Origin of the sequence: Bradyrhizobium sp. NBAIM03 (assembly GCF_020194055.1) — a bacterium.
Taxonomy (GTDB): domain Bacteria; phylum Pseudomonadota; class Alphaproteobacteria; order Rhizobiales; family Xanthobacteraceae; genus Bradyrhizobium; species Bradyrhizobium yuanmingense.
In genome coordinates, this window is record NZ_JADYVS010000030.1 from 26,201 (window position 1) to 43,935 (window position 17,735).

18 protein-coding genes are annotated in these 17,735 nt (G+C 65.0%); 9 read left to right on the forward strand and 9 right to left on the reverse strand.

Going from position 1 to position 17,735, the window contains the following annotated elements:
* Nucleotides 1-22 precede the first annotated feature (22 nt).
* Nucleotides 23-424 (reverse strand): RidA family protein, encoded by a 402-nt coding sequence (locus tag I6F21_RS31690; RefSeq protein WP_018646938.1) that lies wholly within the window; start codon nt 422-424, stop codon nt 23-25.
* 224 nt (nt 425-648) lie between these two features.
* A complete protein-coding gene (locus I6F21_RS31695; RefSeq protein ID WP_225140131.1) occupies nt 649-1,494 on the reverse strand; it encodes a cell envelope integrity EipB family protein in 846 nt (281 codons plus the stop codon).
* Between the two features lie 231 nt (nt 1,495-1,725).
* Between I6F21_RS31695 and I6F21_RS31700 the strand changes: the two genes are divergently transcribed.
* The 4 genes from I6F21_RS31700 to I6F21_RS31715 all read left to right on the forward strand — a co-directional run bounded on the left by I6F21_RS31700 (nt 1,726) and on the right by I6F21_RS31715 (nt 4,865).
* Nucleotides 1,726-2,193: a RidA family protein gene (locus tag I6F21_RS31700; RefSeq protein WP_225140132.1), complete on the forward strand. Its 468-nt coding sequence runs from the start codon at nt 1,726-1,728 to the stop codon at nt 2,191-2,193.
* A gap of 6 nt (nt 2,194-2,199) precedes the next feature.
* Complete coding sequence (locus tag I6F21_RS31705) at nt 2,200-2,946, forward strand: glycerophosphodiester phosphodiesterase (protein WP_225140133.1); 747 nt, start codon at nt 2,200-2,202, stop codon at nt 2,944-2,946.
* A gap of 198 nt (nt 2,947-3,144) precedes the next feature.
* Entirely contained in the window at nt 3,145-4,386 is a 1,242-nt protein-coding gene (locus tag I6F21_RS31710) for a GNAT family N-acetyltransferase (protein ID WP_225140134.1), read from the forward strand.
* A 53-nt stretch (nt 4,387-4,439) separates the two neighbouring features.
* Complete coding sequence (locus I6F21_RS31715) at nt 4,440-4,865, forward strand: HIT family protein (protein WP_225140135.1); 426 nt, start codon at nt 4,440-4,442, stop codon at nt 4,863-4,865.
* Nucleotides 4,866-5,007: 142 nt separating this feature from the next.
* On the opposite strand, the gene tsaA is transcribed toward I6F21_RS31715, so the two are convergent.
* The 4 genes from tsaA to I6F21_RS31735 all read right to left on the reverse strand — a co-directional run bounded on the left by tsaA (nt 5,008) and on the right by I6F21_RS31735 (nt 7,730).
* The gene (tsaA, locus tag I6F21_RS31720) at nt 5,008-5,499 is read right to left on the reverse strand and encodes a tRNA (N6-threonylcarbamoyladenosine(37)-N6)-methyltransferase TrmO (RefSeq protein ID WP_036015171.1); all 492 of its coding nucleotides are present in this window, start codon (nt 5,497-5,499) and stop codon (nt 5,008-5,010) included.
* A 32-nt stretch (nt 5,500-5,531) separates the two neighbouring features.
* Complete coding sequence (locus I6F21_RS31725; RefSeq protein ID WP_036015173.1) at nt 5,532-5,882, reverse strand: AzlD domain-containing protein; 351 nt, start codon at nt 5,880-5,882, stop codon at nt 5,532-5,534.
* The gene (locus tag I6F21_RS31730; RefSeq protein ID WP_036039333.1) at nt 5,879-6,619 is read right to left on the reverse strand and encodes an AzlC family ABC transporter permease; all 741 of its coding nucleotides are present in this window, start codon (nt 6,617-6,619) and stop codon (nt 5,879-5,881) included. The genes I6F21_RS31725 and I6F21_RS31730 overlap by 4 nt, the downstream gene beginning before the upstream one ends.
* Nucleotides 6,620-6,776: 157 nt before the next feature.
* On the reverse strand, nt 6,777-7,730 hold the full coding sequence (locus tag I6F21_RS31735; RefSeq protein ID WP_225140136.1) for a lytic transglycosylase domain-containing protein: 954 nt from the start codon (nt 7,728-7,730) through the stop codon (nt 6,777-6,779).
* Nucleotides 7,731-7,818: 88 nt separating this feature from the next.
* Between I6F21_RS31735 and I6F21_RS31740 the strand changes: the two genes are divergently transcribed.
* Entirely contained in the window at nt 7,819-8,457 is a 639-nt protein-coding gene (locus tag I6F21_RS31740; protein WP_036015178.1) for an HAD family hydrolase, read from the forward strand.
* Here I6F21_RS31740 and I6F21_RS31745 read toward each other — a convergent pair.
* Both I6F21_RS31745 and I6F21_RS31750 read right to left on the reverse strand, forming a co-directional pair.
* Entirely contained in the window at nt 8,454-9,491 is a 1,038-nt protein-coding gene (locus tag I6F21_RS31745) for a phenylacetaldoxime dehydratase family protein (RefSeq protein WP_225140137.1), read from the reverse strand. The genes I6F21_RS31740 and I6F21_RS31745 overlap by 4 nt on opposite strands.
* Before the next feature lie 28 nt (nt 9,492-9,519).
* Nucleotides 9,520-10,536 (reverse strand): carbon-nitrogen hydrolase family protein, encoded by a 1,017-nt coding sequence (locus I6F21_RS31750; RefSeq protein WP_225140138.1) that lies wholly within the window; start codon nt 10,534-10,536, stop codon nt 9,520-9,522.
* Nucleotides 10,537-10,730: 194 nt separating this feature from the next.
* Here I6F21_RS31750 and I6F21_RS31755 point away from each other — a divergent pair, with 194 nt between their 5' ends.
* The 4 genes from I6F21_RS31755 to I6F21_RS31770 all read left to right on the forward strand — a co-directional run bounded on the left by I6F21_RS31755 (nt 10,731) and on the right by I6F21_RS31770 (nt 14,989).
* Complete coding sequence (locus I6F21_RS31755) at nt 10,731-11,687, forward strand: helix-turn-helix domain-containing protein (RefSeq protein ID WP_225140139.1); 957 nt, start codon at nt 10,731-10,733, stop codon at nt 11,685-11,687.
* A 149-nt stretch (nt 11,688-11,836) separates the two neighbouring features.
* Nucleotides 11,837-12,862, forward strand: coding sequence for an aldo/keto reductase (locus tag I6F21_RS31760; RefSeq protein WP_036039342.1), 1,026 nt, complete (start codon nt 11,837-11,839; stop codon nt 12,860-12,862).
* Nucleotides 12,863-12,994: 132 nt separating this feature from the next.
* A complete protein-coding gene (locus I6F21_RS31765) occupies nt 12,995-14,416 on the forward strand; it encodes an MFS transporter (RefSeq protein ID WP_051057186.1) in 1,422 nt (473 codons plus the stop codon).
* 123 nt (nt 14,417-14,539) lie between these two features.
* Nucleotides 14,540-14,989, forward strand: coding sequence for a PEGA domain-containing protein (locus tag I6F21_RS31770; RefSeq protein ID WP_036015182.1), 450 nt, complete (start codon nt 14,540-14,542; stop codon nt 14,987-14,989).
* A gap of 76 nt (nt 14,990-15,065) precedes the next feature.
* Here the strand turns inward: I6F21_RS31770 and clpA are convergent, their stop codons facing one another.
* Nucleotides 15,066-17,474: an ATP-dependent Clp protease ATP-binding subunit ClpA gene (clpA, locus tag I6F21_RS31775; RefSeq protein ID WP_036015184.1), complete on the reverse strand. Its 2,409-nt coding sequence runs from the start codon at nt 17,472-17,474 to the stop codon at nt 15,066-15,068.
* Nucleotides 17,475-17,735: the final 261 nt, after the last annotated feature.

Genomic DNA, 17,735 nt, shown 5'->3' on the forward strand with positions numbered 1-17,735 from the left:
TCATCCGGGCTACAGGAAAACCTCAATCCGCAACCGCGACCGCCTCGATCTCGATCAGCCATTCCGGCGCAGCGAGCGCGGAGACGCCGACGAGCGTCGAGGCTGGCGGCTCCATGCCTTCGAAGAAGGCCGAGCGGGCCTTGCCGATGATGGGCCGCAGCTCCGGCTTGTAGTTCACCACGAAGGTCGTGATCTTGACGATGTTGGAATAGCTCGCCCCCGCGGCCTTCAGCGCGAGGCCGAGATTCTGCATCACCTGGGTGGTCTGCGCAGCGATATCGCCCTCGCCGACGATCCGGCCCTCCTCGTCGGTCGAGACCTGGCCGGAAATGTAGATCGTGCGCGCCCCCGTCGCGGTGACGACGTGGGAATAGGCTGGATTGTGATGCAGGCCGCTGGGGCGGAGATGGTCGAGCTTCGGCATGGGCTGGCTCCCCGAATTTGTGGTTGGGAGGGAGCGTAGCGGGAGAGTGTGACGAGAGCTAGCCCCGTCATTGCGAGGAGCGAAGCGACCAAGAGAGATCTCGTAGGGTGGGCAAAGGCGCACTTGCGCCGTGCCCACCATCTATCAACGATTATCGAGAGAAAGCGTGGGCACGATCCGCTTTGCCCACCCTACGACGCTGCTCGCGACGAGAGACCTAGCCCTCAATTACAGGGCTTGCTGTCCTTCACGTCGAACTTGCCCATGGCGCCGGAGATGACGAAATCGTTGTAGTCGAGCATGAGCTGGCGCGAGACGCCGTTCTCGTAGAGCTCGAACGCCATCGCATAGACCGGCGTCTGCTCGCCCTCCTTCTGCTGGGCCTCGCGGTCGAAATAGCTGACGGTGACTGGCCAGCGCTTGAGCGACTTCATGTGCTCGTCCGCAGTCGACGGATCGGACGAGGTGGCGCGGTCGGCGGGGATCGGCTGACCGATCACGGTCAGCGTGTTGTAGACCTTCTGGCCGTCATCGGAGCCGTCATAGACGGAGAGCTCCAGCAGCGATTTGCCTTCCTTCGCGGCGGCGATGATGCGCTGGATCTGCTCGGTCGGGAACACGATCTTGCCGTCGAGCGTGAACGTCTTCGGCGCCGGAAGCTTCAGCTTGACGTTGATGTGGTCGCCGTCGCGCTCGGCCGAGCCGTCGACGCGGCCGGCATCCGCCTCGTTCATGCGCGTCTCGATCTTGAAACGGTAGCTCTTGCCGGCGGCGTCCTCCCAGGAGTTGGAGCGGAGGTCGCTGAGCGTGACCTTGCCCTCGCCGCTGTCGAGCTCGGAGACCTGGCGGAATTCCGAGGTATAGCCCTCGCAGGCGTTCCCCGTGAAATTGTAGAGGATCCGGCCGCGGGCGCTATTGACCGAATTGGTGCGCGATTTGACGAGGCGGAGATCATACAGCGCCTGGTGCGCGAGAAACGGACCGTTGGCGGCCTCGGCTACGCCGCCAAGGCCGACACTCGCCGCGGCAAGCGCCATCACACCGAGCGAAGTCCGGAAAAGATGCACCATGTCTGTTCCCTGAGGAAAGCGCAGATTCGACATTTTAATGACCGTTCCATTGCGCCGCAACTGAGGCCGTCCACGTAAAATTGCCCCTCCACGTTGAACCTGCCGGCCAGCCTCAACAAAATGCAGCCCCTCCGGTTGCTTGCATGTGGCGGCACGATGGGCGAAACAGGGCGCGCCCGGCCATCCAGGGGACGCGCCGGAGCGAAGGATTTTTGGACAACGAGGTCGGACATGGCGGGCACGGTCGAGCAGAAACTGGCGGAGCAAGGCATCAAGCTGCACGAGGCCCCCTCCCCCGTCGCCAACTATGTGCCCTTTGTGCGCACGGGCAACCTCCTCTTCGTCTCCGGCCAGGTCTGCTTCGACCCCGCCGGCAAGCTGATCGCCAAGGGCAAGCTGGGCGCCGGCGTCTCGATCGAGGACGGCGCCGCAGCCGCGCGCGGCTGCGCCGTCAACCTGTTGTCCCAGGTCAAGGCGGCGCTCGGCGATCTCGACAAGGTCGTACGCGTGGTGCGCCTCGGCGGCTTCATCAACTCGGCCCCGGATTTCCTGGATGGGCCGAAGGTGCTCAACGGCGCCTCCGACCTGATGATTGCCGCCTTCGGGGACAAGGGCCGCCACGCCCGCACCACCGTCGGCGTCGCCTCGCTGCCCGCGGATGCGGCGGTCGAGGTCGAAGGCGTGTTCGAGGTCGCCTGACGCCAAATGCGCGCTCCGGATTGGCTGACAGCGCGGCCGGTCGCCCATCGCGGCTTGCATGACATTTCGCGCGGCATCGTCGAGAACATGCCGGGCGCGGTGCAGGCTGCGATTGCTGGTAATTTTGCGATCGAGGTCGATATCCAGCTCTCGGCCGACGGCGAGGCCATGGTCCATCACGACCATGCCCTGGGCCGACTCACCGAGGCCACCGGCGAGGTGATCGCAAAGACCGCGACCGAGCTGAAGGCCGTCAGGTTCAAGGACACCGACGAGCGGATGATGTCGCTCGCCGACCTCTGCGCCATGGTCGCCGGACGTGTGCCCCTGGTAATCGAGGTGAAGAGCCATTTCGGCGGCGATCGCAAGCTGGTGAAGCGGATGGCCGAGGTGTTGGCCTCGTATGACGGCCCCGCTGTCGGCATGTCCTTCGATCCCGACCAGGTGCTGGCGCTACGTGACCTGTTGCCCAATCGTCCGCGCGGCATCGTCGCCCAGCGCAGCTATGAGGACGAGTACTGGGCCAACCTCACCCAAGAGCAGCGTGACAGCATGCTGTACTTGCGCCACGGCTTGCAAACCCGGCCGCATTTCGTCGCCTTCAAGATCGACCACCTGCCGGCCCCCGCCCCCTGGATCGCCCGCAACCTGTTCGGCTGCGCCCTGCTCGGCTGGACCGTCCGCACCCCGGAGCAGCGGAGCCGGGTCGGGCGGTATGCGGACCAGATGATCTTCGAGGGGTTCGTGCCGTAGCACCTCGCGTGTCCCGGACAAGCTGCAACGCTTCAGCGTTGCGGCGGAGAGCCGGGACCCATCTCTCGACGAGCGCGCTGCCACATGGGCCCCGGCTCTGCAGCGCCCGCTGAAGGAGCGCTGCGCTGCGTCCGGGGCACGAGAGCGAGCTTTCTCCACCCCTTGAAGTCGCTGCTGCAATGCACGATCTTGGGCACGATGCCATCATCCGAAATCACGCTCGAGGCCGTCCCGTCCATCGGCGAAGTCTCGCCCGAGGATTGGGACGCCTGCGCGAATCCGGGCAAAGCTTGTAATGGCCATGGCGCGGGAACCTCATCCGCTCTTCCAGGCGATTCCGCCAACATCTTAAAACCCGCCTATAACCCGTTCGTCTCCCACGCCTTTCTCTCTGCGGCCGAGAAATCGGGTTCGGCCACGATCCGGACTGGCTGGGGACCCCGGCATCTGGTCGCTCGGCTCGGCGGCCGCGTGGCTGGCGTCGTGCCCTGCTATCTGAAATCGCACAGCCAGGGCGAGTACGTCTTCGATCGCGGCTGGGCGGATGCCTATGAGCGCGCCGGCGGGCGCTACTACCCGAAGCTCCAGGTCTCGGTTCCCTTCACGCCGGCCACGGGGCCGCGGCTGCTGGTGCGTGATGGCGTCGATCGCGAGCGTATCACCGAGGCGCTGGCGAGTGGACTCATAGCGCTGTGCGGCGTCAGCAAGGCCTCCTCCGTCCACGTCACCTTCGCGCGGGAGTCAGAATGGAAGCTGCTCGCCGAGCACGGCTTCCTCCAGCGCACCGACCAGCAGTTCCACTGGCACAATGAGGGCTTTGCGAGCTTCGACGACTTCCTGGCGACGCTGAACTCGCGCCACCGCAAGTCGATCAAGCGCGAGCGGCGCGATGCACTGGCCGCCGGCGTCACCATTCACTGGCTCACCGGCAAGGACATCACCGAGGATGCCTGGGATGCCTTCTTCGCATTCTACATGGAGACCGGCTCGCGCAAATGGGGTCGGCCGTATCTGACGCGCGAGTTCTTCTCGCTGATCGGCGAGTCCATGAGCGAGGACGTGCTGCTGGTGATGGCCCGCCGTAACAATCGCTGGATTGCGGGCGCGATCAACTTCATCGGCTCGGACACGCTGTTCGGCCGCAACTGGGGCGCGGTCGAGCATCACCCGTTCCTGCATTTCGAGGTCTGCTACTACCAGGCGATCGATTTCGCGATCAAGCGCGGCCTCAAACACGTCGAGGCCGGCGCACAGGGCGAGCACAAGATCGCGCGCGGCTACCTGCCGCGCACCACTCATTCCGCCCACTTCATCGCCGATCCCGGCCTGCGCCGCGCCATCGACGATTACCTCAAGCGCGAGCGCGCCTATGTCGCGGAAGCCGGACGAGAGCTCGCCGAGCTCGGCCCGTTCCGCAAAGCGGCCGACGAGGCGCCTTGACGCGTCGCCACGGCTGGTGACAGTAAGCGCAAATCGTTCGAGGAGCCGCCGCCATGACCGCCTACGACACTAACAACATCTTCGCGAAAATCCTGCGCGGCGAGCTGCCCTGCTACAAGGTCTACGAGGATGAGCACGTCTTCGCCTTCCTCGACATCATGCCGCGCGTGCCCGGTCACACGCTGGTGATCCCGAAGGCTCCTGCCCGCAACATCCTCGACATCAAGCCCGACGATTACGCCCATGTCGCCCGAGGCGCGCACAAGATCGCGGCCGCCGCAATGAAGGCGTTCAATGCCGACGGCATCACAGTGCAGCAGTTCAACGAGCCTGCCGGCGGACAGGTGGTGTTTCACCTGCACATGCACGTGATGCCCCGCCACGATGGCGTCGCCATGCTGCCGCCCGCGAGCCGCAAGGAAGACGATAAGGTGCTGCAGGCGCACGCGGCGAAGCTGATGGCGGCGTTGAAGGGGTAGCTCTATCAACTCGTCATTCCGGGGCGCGCCTCTTGGCGCGAACCCGGAATCCATCTCACCATCGTCATTGCTGCCCGATGGATTCTCAGGTGCGCAATTGCGCACCGTAGCTCGACGCTTCGCGTCGCCCCGGAATGACGGATTACCCCGTCTCGAAATCACCCTTTTGCGGCGCGGCCAGCGGCGTGAACTCGCAGCGGTCGGGCTTGATGTCGATCAGCGGCGTGTTGTCGATGCAATCGAGGCCGCGCACCAGGATGGCATTGCCCTCGATGCCGACCAGCTTGACGATCGAGGTGCCGATCGGATTGGGCCGCACCGGCGAGCGCAGCGAAAAGGTGCCGCGGGTCTTCTCGTTGTTCTTCGGGCTCTGCAGGACGATGTCGCGGCGCGAGCGGTCGAGCCAATAGAGCACTTCGAGGTTGCTGTAGAAGTCGACGCCCTTGATGGCCGGCACGAACGGCTCGAAGATCTCGAGGCGGCAGATCGGACCGTCCTGACGTCCCTGCCGCGGCGTCTCCAGCCGCGACGACCAGGGCGTGCGGATCCGGCCGATGAAGACGAGGCCGGCATCTTGCGTCGGCGGCAGCTCGATGGCGACCTCGCCCTCGCGGAGCTCCTGTTCGCGAACCATATGTCCTGTTCCCTGGCTGTTCGCTGGCGGTTTTAGCCCAACCACCACTTGCCGGCCAGCATGAAGACTTCGCCCGTGACCACGCCCGCGAAGATCGAACGGCGGGTCAGCAGGAAAACGACGAGCCCGGCACCGACCGCGCCATAGCGCAGGACATCAGGCACGCTGGCCAGCGCCCCCGGCGGCTGGACCACGATCTGGGCGATGACGCCGGCCAGGATCGCGGTGGCGACCGCCCTGACCCAGACCAGCAGCTCCGAGCCCTCGTCGATGCCGCCGCCGAACCACAGGCCCAGCATGCGCCAGATCTGGTTGGGAACGACGCCGGCGACGAACAGGACGGCCAGCGCGTGCCAGTCGCCGATCGCTTGCGCAAAGCTCATGCGCGTACCTCCCGCCACCAGTGCACGCCATAAGCGATCGTCCCGGCGACCACGCCGCTGACGAGGATATCGAGGCCGGAGTTCATCTTCGCCGCCAGCGGATAGAGCACGATGCCCAGCACGAGCGCGACGACGTCGGCGACCTCGCGGCTGTTGCGCGCCGTCGAGAACAGGAACGACAGCGGCGTCAGCAACAGGATCGCCGCACCAAGCGTCTGCGTCAGGTTGGCGGCGAGGAAATAGCCGACGATATTGGCGACAAGGCACACGGAGACGAGCCCGCAGCCGAGCCCGTGGACGAAGGCGATCCGCCGTTCGCGCGGCACCTGCGGCAGGAAGCGGTGGCATTCGACCCACAGCGTCACTGCGGTGAGATGCGCGGCGAAAATCAGCTCGCGCCGCTTGGTCGTGGGTGTGCGCATCAGCGGCAGCACCGAGACCACCATTGGAAACAGGCGGATGGCGCTGACGGTCACCGCGATCGCCGACTGGATGATGGTGGCGCCCGAGCCGAGCGTGGTGATCAGGATGATCTGCGCCGGACCTGCCCAGACGAACAGCGTCGAGCACAATGCCCAGAGCAGGCTGAAATGGGTGTCGTGAGCGAGCGCACCGATGCCGAGATAGGTCACGAACAGCACGATGGTGAGGATCGTCTGCGTGATCGAGCGCAGTCCCCACGCGAAGGCGCGCCAGGGACTATTCCATTGCGGTGAATCGAGCGGAGGAAGCGCCACGGGAGCTTTGGCCGGTGAGGAATCGTGCCCGCATAACGAGCGAGACGGGTGCGCGCGTCAAGGAAAGGCGCGGCGGGGCTGGCATGCATGACAGCCAGGCTCACCGCCGTCATTCGGGGGCGCTGCACTTGGCGCGAACCCGGAATGACGGCTCATCCTACCCCGCCACACCCCTGTTCCTCAGCACGAAACACGCCCCGCCCGCCTTGCGGATGCGGTTGCACAGATCATCAGCCTCGGCGCGCGTATCCGCGCCGATGCGGACCTGATAGAACGCGCGCGTGCCACGGCTGCGCATCACCGAGGAGAGCAGGCTCGGATCACGCTCGCCGATCACGGTGCTCAGTTTCGTCACGGCCCGGGAATACATCGCGAGCGCCCTGTTGCGGTCGAAGCCGGCCGCGAGCTGCACGCCCCAGATCTTTGCGGCTGCAAGCTCGACATGCTGCTCGAGCTCGGCGACGAATGGATTGGGAGCACGCTTGAGCAGCGCGATCAGATCACGGCAGCTCGTCGTCGGCGAGCTCGGTGGTCCCTTGCCGGTGCTCCCCGCCTTGGCCCAGGCATCGACGCTGGTGCCGGTGATGGCATAGACGTAATTGCGGGTCTGCTCCGGCATCGGCCCGGTGCCGGCGAGCCATTCCTGCACGCGCCGGGGGCCGGCATTGTAGGCGGCCGCGGCAAGGCCGAGATTGCCGAACTGGTTGCGCAGCTCATTCAGGAATTCGGCCGACTTCGGCAAAGCCTGCACCGGATTGAACGGATCGAGCAGCCCGCGCTCGCTGGCAGTGCCCGGCATGAACTGCGCGATCCCCTGCGCATGCTGGCCGCTGCGCGTCATGGGCCCGACCGCATCGGCCTGGAAGCGGCTTTCCTGCCAGATCACGCGCGCGAAGAATTCCAGCGGCAGGTTATTGTCGCGCGCGGCCGCCTCCACGATCAGGCAGATCGACTCCCGCGTGTCGCTCTCGCGGGCATCTTTCGGTTTCTCCGCTGGCTTCTCGGGTTCCTCGGCCTTCGGACGCGCATCGGTGGAGGGTGCCTCCTCCGCGAGCGCCGGTGCCAGCAGCAAAGCCTGGCACAACACAGTAACGACCCGAGCTATTCGCATGGCATTGACGCTATCGGACAAATCGGACCTTGACTTGGAACCAGAGCCAACTAGCAACAGACGGCAGTATCAACACCGGTCATGCCCGATGGTGACAATCTTTTTTGATCTCGACGGCACGCTGACGAACCCGAAGCCCGGGATCACCCGCTCGATCCAATATGCGCTGGAACGGCTCGGCGTTCCCGTGCCGAGCGAGGACGAACTGACCTGGTGCATCGGCCCTCCGCTGCTTGCCAGCCTTCGCAAGCTCACCGGAGCCGATGAGCTCGCCGACCGAGCACTGCTGCTCTATCGCGAGCGCTTTAGCGATATCGGCCTGTTCGAGAACGAGGCTTACAGCGGAATTACGGACACGTTATCTTCGCTCGCAGCGACACGTCAGCGCATGTTCGTGGCGACCAGCAAGCCCGCCGTCTACGCCAGCCGCATCGTCGATCATTTCGGCTTGAAGCCGTATTTCGAACGCGTGTTCGGCTCCGAGCTCGACGGCACGCGTGTCGACAAGCGCGACTTGCTTCGCTACGCGCTCGACGAGACCAGCGTCGATGCGAACAGCGCGATCATGATCGGCGACCGCAGCCACGACGTGGTCGGCGCCAGGACCAACGGGATGACCGCCATCGGCGTGCTCTACGGCTACGGCAGCGAGGCCGAGCTGCGGGAGGCCGGCGCGCATCACATCTGCGCGGCACATCCCGAGCTGCTCGGCCATTGTGTCGCTTAGGTGCTGACAGTTTCGACCGCCGCTAGCATGCCTGTCTTCGGGTGACAGTTCAGATATTCGAAGAACTGTTCGTCGGCGGCCGCCACCGTCACTTCGTGATAGAGCCGCAGCTTGGCTGACGGCCCGAGCGTCGACAGATATTTCATGGCCGCGCCGAAGATCCTGACATGGGTCGGATGCGACTCCGCCCAGCGTTCGAGCGCGGCGAGGCTCTTCCACCAGCTCTGCCCGTAGGATTTTTCGCTCGCGCTTCCGTCGGCCGCCAGCACCTGCATGTAGCGGTTGGCATAGCAGCCAATCGCGAGGCCATCATCGCGCAGAAAGTCCATGCCTTCGCGTAGCACCGGTTCGACGTCGTCGAGATAGAGCTTTCGCTCGGATGCTTCCGTATCGCTCCAGTCCTGCCCGGACCGGATCAGGCAGAGATTATCGTGCGCCACGACTCTCAGCCGCGGGCCGTCGCAAATCAGCTCAGGCGCGCCACCAGGCGCCATCGCATCAGTCTGCGACAGCGGGATACGGTCGCGCATCCCGCCCCAATAGGCGTGCTCCTGCACCTCGCCGCTCATGCCTTCCGCAACGACGGCGATACCTTCTGGCCGATCGGGCGAGGAGAACAGCGTCTCGTGACGGGCCACAACGGGACGCAGCACCTCGATGAAGGTACCGATGCCGTCGCGTTGCCGCCCGGTCCACATCTCGCGAGCCCCCGCGAACCAGGCATCAAAGCGCGCGAGATCGTCCCAATAAGCGACCATGACAACATTCTCAGAGCCAAACTGATCTGTATAACTTGCCCGGTCCCAATGCGACGGACCGCCATCCATTGCGAACAGTCCTGCGAGTTCTTTCAACGCCTCCATTGCCGCCGGTGCCGCACCGCCATGCTGGACACCGAAATAGGCCATTACGACGCGGCCGACCGAAGGTTTGTAGCGCGCCACGAAGGACGGATATGGCGGCTGGTAATCGTCCGGCACGCGCTTGTGGCGCGCGCGTGGAGTTTCGAGATGCGCAGGAATAGCGGATTCCATAGCCATGCCCTCCCCGTGATCGCCGCGATCAGCTTGCCGCCGCCGCAATGTCCATGGGCTCGACGGTGTCGACCGGCAGCGCGAACTGCTCGACCCGCTGGTATCGCTTCTTGTTGAGCAGCAGCCGTGTGACGTCGGGCCGCGAATAATGTCCGGCGGGATCGGCAGCATTCTTGGCAACGCCGATGGCGCCGAGATCGATCTCGGCGATCAGCAGGCCTTCCTGATCGGGTGCCAGCTTGTCCCCGATCTGACTGCCGTCGGGGCCGTAGATGGCCGCAAAGCCGCCGCCCGCATGCAACAGCGCATTCTTGTCCGGCCGGTCGCAGAGCTCGTCGATCATGACCTGCGAGACGGTGGCGCAAGGCGCGAGCACGAAGCAGGAGCCTTCCACCGCATAGACGCGCGAAGCCGCGTTGTTGACCTCGGCCCCTAATGCCGGCGCGAAGGGATCGTAGAGCGAGAAGCTCGGCCAGGCCGCGACATGGACCTGCTCGTTCTGAGCGTACATCGCGTATTTCGACAGCGGCTGCAGATGCTCCCAGCAGCACAATGCGCCGAGCCGGCCGATGTCGGGCCGCGCATGCACGGCGAGGTCGCTGCCGTCGCCTTCGCCATAGACCGTGCGCTCGGCATGGGTCGGCCGCAGCTTGCGGCGCTTTGCAATGGTCTCGCCATCAGGGCCGATCAGCCATTGCGCGAGGTAAAGGCTGCCGCCGTCGCGCTCGGACAAGCCGATCACGGCGGTGAGCCTTGCCTTGCGCACGGCCTCGCGCAGGCGCTCGGCCTGCGGGCTGTCATAGGACAGCGAGTTGTCGAAATAGCGCTGCACGAAGCCCCGCCCGATCGCCCAGGCCGGGGAGTCCAGCCAGATGTGCCAGGGGTAGCCGGGGATGAAAGCTTCAGGAAAGGCGATCAGCTTGGCGCCCTTTTCCGCGGCCTCCCCGATCAGCGCGATCGACTTGTCGATCGAGGCGTCGAGATCGAGCCAGGCCGGTGCCGCCTGCACCACCGCAACCTTGTATTTCGGATGTTCGATGCCCATTGCCGCCTCCATTGCCGGTTGATCGCAAGCCACGTCCGATGCAGTCTATTTGGCCAAGCTGGGCGGCCAGGCGCTCGACCACGGCGGAACAAAAACTCGACTGGAAGGGATCGCCCGGTACGGAATTTGCCTCCGGTCAGGCTCGATCTGCGCCAACATGCGGTTTTGCAGGATGTGAAAGGGAGGCTGTCCTGATGCCAATCCAGTTCACGACAGACGGCAGTCCCGGCTACCGGCGGCTCGCGCTCTGGCAGGACATCGTCTGCGACGTCTTCGTCGGGCTCGACTGCAAGTCCGACCTCGGCAGCGCCTTTCATGGCTCGGTCACGCAGGCCTCGCTCGGCAAGGCCGTGTGCTCCGAGGTCTGCTCGGACCGCCAGCACGTCTTCCGCACACCGTCGCGCATCGCGCGCTCGGATCAGGGTTTCGTCCTAGTCGCACTCGGCAATCGCGGCAACGGTGGCGTTGTACAGGACGGCCGCGAGACCGTGATCCACCCCGGCGAGTTCGCGCTCTACGACACGACGCGCCCGTACGAGCTGAAGTTCAACGACAGATTTACGCAGACCATCTTCAAGGTCCCACGCGAGATGCTGCAGCGGCGGCTCGGCGGCACCGAGACGCTGACAGCAATGTCATTTGGCGCCGACGCACCGCTCGAGCGGCTCGCCTATGATTTCATTGTCCGGCTCTGCCAAAATGCGGATAGCTTGGCTCTGGATACGGCTACGGCGCTGTCGGAGCAGGCAGTTGATCTGCTTGCGATGGCATTGAGCGAGCGGCTCGGCAAGTCATCGCTGCCGTCCTCGACCCACCGCTCGGCCCTGCTCTACCGAGTGAAGGCGCACATCCGCGCGCACCTCGCCGATCCCGATCTCTCGGTCGCTGAAACCGCAGCCGCGCTCGGCATCTCGCCGCGCTATGTCAACGATCTTCTCGCAGACAAGGACACCTCCTTCCAGCGTCATGTCCTTGCCGAACGCCTCGCCCGATGTCGGAGGGATCTCGCCTCGCCTCTGCTCGCCCATCGCCACATCAGCGAGATCGCCTTCGCCTGGGGCTTCAACGACCTCTCGCATTTCGGCCGCGTCTTCCGCGAGCATTTCGGGATGTCGCCGCGCGACTTCCGGCAGAGCCAGTTGCGGCATTGAGGTGCATTCCAGTCGGCTGTCATCTGCACGATCAGGTCATGCCGAGCAGGGCCGGTATGTGAGCAGGTGATAGGACACGGCGCCTGCTTGCAGTATCTTCCGCCGCCAAGGCCGCCACGATCATCAGCGGCCAGCCGAGGAGCAGATCGATGGAATACCGACGCTTGGGCCGGTCCGGCCTCATGGTGCCTGCCTTGAGCCTGGGAACGGGCACGTTCGGCGGCGTCGGCCGCCTTGCGGCATGGGGCACGACGGACGCGACCGAGGCGCGGCGTCTTCTGGACATCTGCCTCGAGGCCGGCGTGTCGATGTTCGACACCGCGAATGTCTATTCGCTCGGCGAGTCCGAGCGGGTGCTCGGTGAGGCCATCAAGGGTCGCCGGGACAAGGTCCTGATCTCGACCAAGGCGACCTTCCGCTTTGGCGACGGTCCCAACGATATCGGCTCGTCGCGTGAGCACCTGCTCAAAGCCATCGACGGTTCGTTGAGCCGGCTCGGCACCGATTATATCGATCTTTTCCAGCTCCACGGCTTCGACGCCTTCACGCCGCCCGAAGAGGTGCTCTCGACTCTCGACGTGCTCGTGCGCGCCGGCAAGATCCGTTATGTCGGCGTCTCGAATTTCTCGGGCTGGCACCTGATGAAGTCGCTCGGCGTCGCCGACAAGCACGGTTTTCCGCGTTACGTCGCCAACCAGACCTACTATTCCCTGATCGGGCGCGACTACGAATGGGAGTTGATGCCGCTCGGCCTCGACCAGGGGTTGGGCGCCGTGGTCTGGTCGCCGCTCGGCTGGGGGCGCCTCACCGGAAAGATCCGCCGCGGTCAGCCGAAACCGGAAGTCAGCCGCCTGCCCAAGACGGCCGAATTCGGACCGCCCGTCTCGGACGAGCACGTCTACCGTGTCGTCGATGCGATCGACGAGATCGCGAAGGAGACCGGCAAGAGCGTCTCGCAGATCGCGCTGAACTGGCTGCTGCAGCGTCCGACGGTCTCGACGCTGATCATCGGCGCACGCAACGAGACCCAGCTGCGCGAAAATCTCGGCGCGGTTGGCTGGTCCTTGACCAAGGACCAGGTCGCAAAGCTCGATGCCGCGAGCACGGTGACGCTGCCCTATCCCTACTGGCACCAGCGCGTGACCTTCAGCGACCGCAATCCACCGGCGGTGTAGGACAGCTGCATCAAGCGCGCTTGGGTAAGCCGGCGCGCTGGCGGCCGGTTCCGGAACTATCGCGGCCCTGCCCTGTTGGCGCAATACTCGGCATGTGGCCGAGTCCGATTCGCCAACGATACGCCGCTCACGATGTCGACAGTCACCATTGAGCATGCCGACGGCCTGCCGCAGCCGCAACGCAATCAGGCGGTGCTGACCATTGCGCTCGGCATCGTCATGGCGGTGGTCGACAGCACCATCGTCAATGTGGCGCTGCCGACGATCGCGGCCGATCTCGATGCGACCCCGGCCTTGTCGATCTGGATCGTCAGCGGCTACCAGCTCGCGATCACGATCTCGCTGCTGCCGCTGGCTTCGCTCGGCGAGATCGTCGGCTATCGCCGCGTCTATCTGGTCGGGTTGGCGCTGTTCACGCTGGCCTCGGCCTTCTGTGCGCTGGCCCACACGCTGCCGCTGCTGACGATCGCGCGCATCCTCCAGGGCTTTGGCGCGGCCGGCATCATGAGCGTCAACGCCGCGCTGGTGCGTTTCACCTATCCGCGCAGCCTGCTCGGCCGCGGCATCGGGCTCAACGCGCTCGTCGTCGCCTTCTCGGCCGCGATCGGCCCGACACTCGCCGCCGGCATCCTCGCGGTCGGAAGCTGGCCCTGGTTGTTCGCGATCAACGTGCCGCTCGGCGTGGTGACGCTGGTGCTGGGCCTGCGCAGCCTGCCGCACACCAAGCCCGCGAGCCGCTCGTTCGACTGGCAGAGTGCGGGGCTGTCGGCGATCACGTTCGGCGTCGGCATCGCGGCGGTCGACAACGTCGGTCATGGCGAGGCCGCGATCACCTGTCTCGTGCAGTTTGCCATCGCGATCGCCGCGGGTGCGCTGCTGATCTATCGCGAGACTCACATGACCTCGCCACTCTTGCCGATCGACCTGCTGCGCATCCCCGTGTTCGCGCTGTCGATTGCGACCTCGATCGCATCGTTCTGCGGGCAGATGCTGGCCTTCGTCGCGATCCCCTTCTATCTCCAGAGCCGCTTCGGCTATTCGGCCGTGCATATGGGCCTGTTGATCACGCCATGGCCGATCGCATTGGCGTTTGCGGCCCCTCTCGCCGGCCGCCTGGTCGAGCATTATCCGGCCGGCCTGCTCGGCGGTATTGGGCTCACGCTATTCGCCTGCGGCCTTGGCGCGCTCGCCTTCCTGCCGGCGACGCCAACGCCGCTCGACGTGATCTGGCGGATGGCGCTCGCCGGCGCCGGCTTCGGTCTGTTCCAGACCCCCAATAACCGCACCATGATCGCAGCCGCCCCGCGCGAGCGCGCCGGCGGCGCCAGCGGCATGCTGGGGACGGCGCGCCTGCTCGGCCAGACCACCGGAGCGGCGCTGGTGGCGCTGTTGCTCGGACGGTATCCGCTTGAGGGGACCAGGCTGGCGCTCCTTGTCGGCGTTGGATTTGCGCTGTGCGGCGCGATGCTGAGCATGCTGCGGCTTTCCACAGCCGGCGCGCGCGGTGCCGAGCACGTCCGCGTGCAGGACGATCAGCGCCTGCGGGGTGAATAGCCGGACCCGACCCGGTTCGCGCGTAGTCGTGCACAACCTCTGCGTGGCTTAACTATTCGGAGCAATGGCCTATTGCCCTCCCGCCCCGGTTGCGCATAGTGGCGGTGGGACAAGGGGCATTTCATGCGTTCATTTGGAATTGTGGCGCTCAGCGTCATGCTGGGCGGCTGCGCGTCGGTCACGCGCGGTACGACGGAGAATATCAGCATTTCATCGACACCATCAGGCGTGGAAGCCGTCGTCAGCGGAATGGACGTTCCGACCACCTGCACGACCCCTTGCTCCGTGGTCGTCAAGCGGAACGCCGACATCTCGATCACCTTCCAGAAGGAAGGCTATCAGCCGCAAATCGTTCCGCTCAGCCGGGACGTCCAGACGGGCGGAGCCGCGGGTTTTGCGGGCAATCTCCTGTTGGGCGGTATCATCGGCATGGGCGTCGACGCAGCGACCGGAGCCGCGACCGATCACAAGCCGAATCCGGTCATCGTGACGATGCAGCCGTCGGTCCCGCACGCAGCACCGCGCGCACCGAGAAAGCCGCGGCCACCGCGCGAACCGCAGGCCGGAACGTAAGGCCTCCTCGCGCAGACATCGGTGCAAACAAAAAGGCCGGCTTTGCAGCCGGCCTTTTCGATTTCATCACTGCCGATCAAACCTTGACCAGCGGCCCCTTGGAGGTCGGCCCCTTTGAGCCGCCGGGGCCACCCGGCTTGGATTTGCCCGGCGGGCGCTTGCGGGTGCCGGGCAGCTTCTCCTGCTTCGGCGTGACCGGGCCCTCGACGAATTCGAAGCCGATCTTCTCCTTGGTCTCGTCGGCCTCGTCCTTGACAAGGACGACGCGAACGTGGCCGCCACCCTTGAGCTTGCCGAACAGCACCTCGTCGGCCAGCGGCTTCTTGATGTGCTCCTGGATCACGCGCGCCATGGGACGTGCGCCCATCTGCTCGTCGTAGCCGTGCTGGACCAGCCAGGCCTTCGCCGGCTCGGACAGCTCGATGGTCACATCGCGGTCGCCGAGCTGCGCCTCGAGCTGAAGCACGAACTTCTCGACCACGGTGCCGATCACCTCGACGCTGAGATGGCCGAACGAGACGATGGCATCGAGACGGTTGCGGAATTCCGGCGCGAACTGCCGGTTGATCGCCTCGTGATCGTCGCCTTCCCGCTTCGACCGGGTGAAGCCGAACGCCTGCTTGGCGAGATCCGCCGCGCCGGCATTCGTGGTCATGATCAGGATCACGTTGCGGAAGTTGACCTGCTTGCCGTTGTGGTCGGTGAGCCGGCCGTGGTCCATGATCTGGAGGAGCACGTTGTAGAGGTCGGGATGCGCCTTCTCGATTTCGTCGAGCAGCACCACGCAATGCGGATGCTGGTCGACGCCGTCGGTGAGCAGGCCGCCCTGGTCGAAGCCGACATAGCCGGGAGGCGCGCCGATCAGGCGCGACACGGTGTGCCGCTCCATGTACTCGGACATGTCGAACCGCAGCAGCTCGACGCCGAGCGTCGCCGCGAGTTGCTTGGCGACCTCGGTCTTGCCGACGCCGGTGGGGCCAGAGAACAGATAACAGCCGATCGGCTTCTCCGGCTCGCGCAGGCCGGCACGCGCCAGCTTGATCGAGGCGGCGAGCGATTCGATCGCCTTGTCCTGCCCGAACACGGTGCGCTTCAAGGTCTGCTCGAGATGCTTGAGCACCTCGGCGTCGTCCTTCGACACGCTCTTCGGCGGGATCCGAGCCATCGAGGCGATCGTGGTCTCGATCTCCTTGATGCCGATGGTCTTCTTGCGCTTGTTCTCGGCGACCAGCATCTGCGCCGCGCCGGACTCGTCGATCACGTCGATCGCCTTGTCGGGCAGCTTGCGGTCGTGGATGTAGCGCGATGAGAGCTGCACCGCCGCCTCGATCGCCTCATTGGTGTACTTCAGCCGGTGATAGTCCTCGAAGTACGGCTTGAGGCCCTTGAGGATCGCGATGGCATCCTCGACCGTCGGCTCGTTGATGTCGATCTTCTGGAAGCGCCGCACCAGCGCGCGGTCCTTCTCGAAGTGCTGGCGATATTCCTTGTAGGTGGTCGAGCCCATGCAACGGATCGTGCCCGAGGCCAGCGCCGGCTTGAGCAGGTTCGAGGCGTCCATCGCCCCGCCCGACGTCGCGCCCGCACCGATCACGGTGTGGATCTCGTCGATGAACAGGATGGCGTTGGGATGCGCCTCGAGCTCCTTGAGCACCTGCTTCAGGCGCTCCTCGAAGTCGCCCCGATAGCGCGTGCCGGCAAGCAGCGTGCCCATGTCCAGCGAGAACACGGTGGCCGCCGCCAGCACCTCCGGCACTTCGCTGTCGACGATGCGCTTGGCGAGCCCTTCTGCGATCGCGGTCTTGCCGACGCCGGCTTCACCGACGAACAGCGGGTTGTTCTTCTGCCGGCGGCACAGCACCTGGATCGCGCGGTTGATTTCGGAATTGCGTCCAATCACCGGATCGATCTTGCCGTCGCGCGCCTTCTTGTTGAGGTTGACGCAATAGGTCTCGAGCGCCTCGCCCTTCTTCTTGGCGTCCTCGTTGCCCTTGGTCTCGGTCTCCTCGTCGACGCCGCGCACCGGCCGCGCCTCGGAGACGCCCGGCCGCTTGGCAATGCCGTGGCTGATGTAGTTGACAGCGTCGTAACGCGTCATGTCCTGCTCCTGCAGGAAATACGCGGCATGGCTCTCGCGTTCGGCGAAGATCGCGATCAACACGTTGGCGCCGGTCACCTCTTCGCGACCGGACGACTGCACATGGATCACCGCGCGCTGGATCACGCGCTGGAAACCGGCGGTCGGCTTGGCGTCGTCGGCGCCATCCGTCACCAGGTTCTCGAATTCGGTCTCAAGGTAGTTGACGAGGCTCGTACGGAGCTTGTCGAGATCGACGCTACAGGCGCGCATGACGGCGGCTGCATCGGAGTCGTCGATCAAGGAGAGCAAGAGATGCTCGAGCGTCGCGTATTGGTGATGACGCTCATTTGCGATCGCCAGCGCACGATGCAGGGATTGTTCAAGGCTTTGGGAAAAAGTCGGCATTCGCGTCCTCTATGGCCCCCACCATCATGATCGTCATCGCCCGGTCAGGCAACAACAACCTTTGTCACATATAGTTATACAAGACCGCGGCGAAAGACCGGTTCCGCGACTCGGCGGCGACACACTTGCGGCATTTTCGATGCAAAACCCGTTCCGATTTGGGCGGGATCGGCGCCGGCGCAGAATTCCGTAGTTTTGCCGGCTGCAGCCCACCGCGCGCAGCCGCTACGCGACAATCACACTGCGGCTTGTACAAGAGCC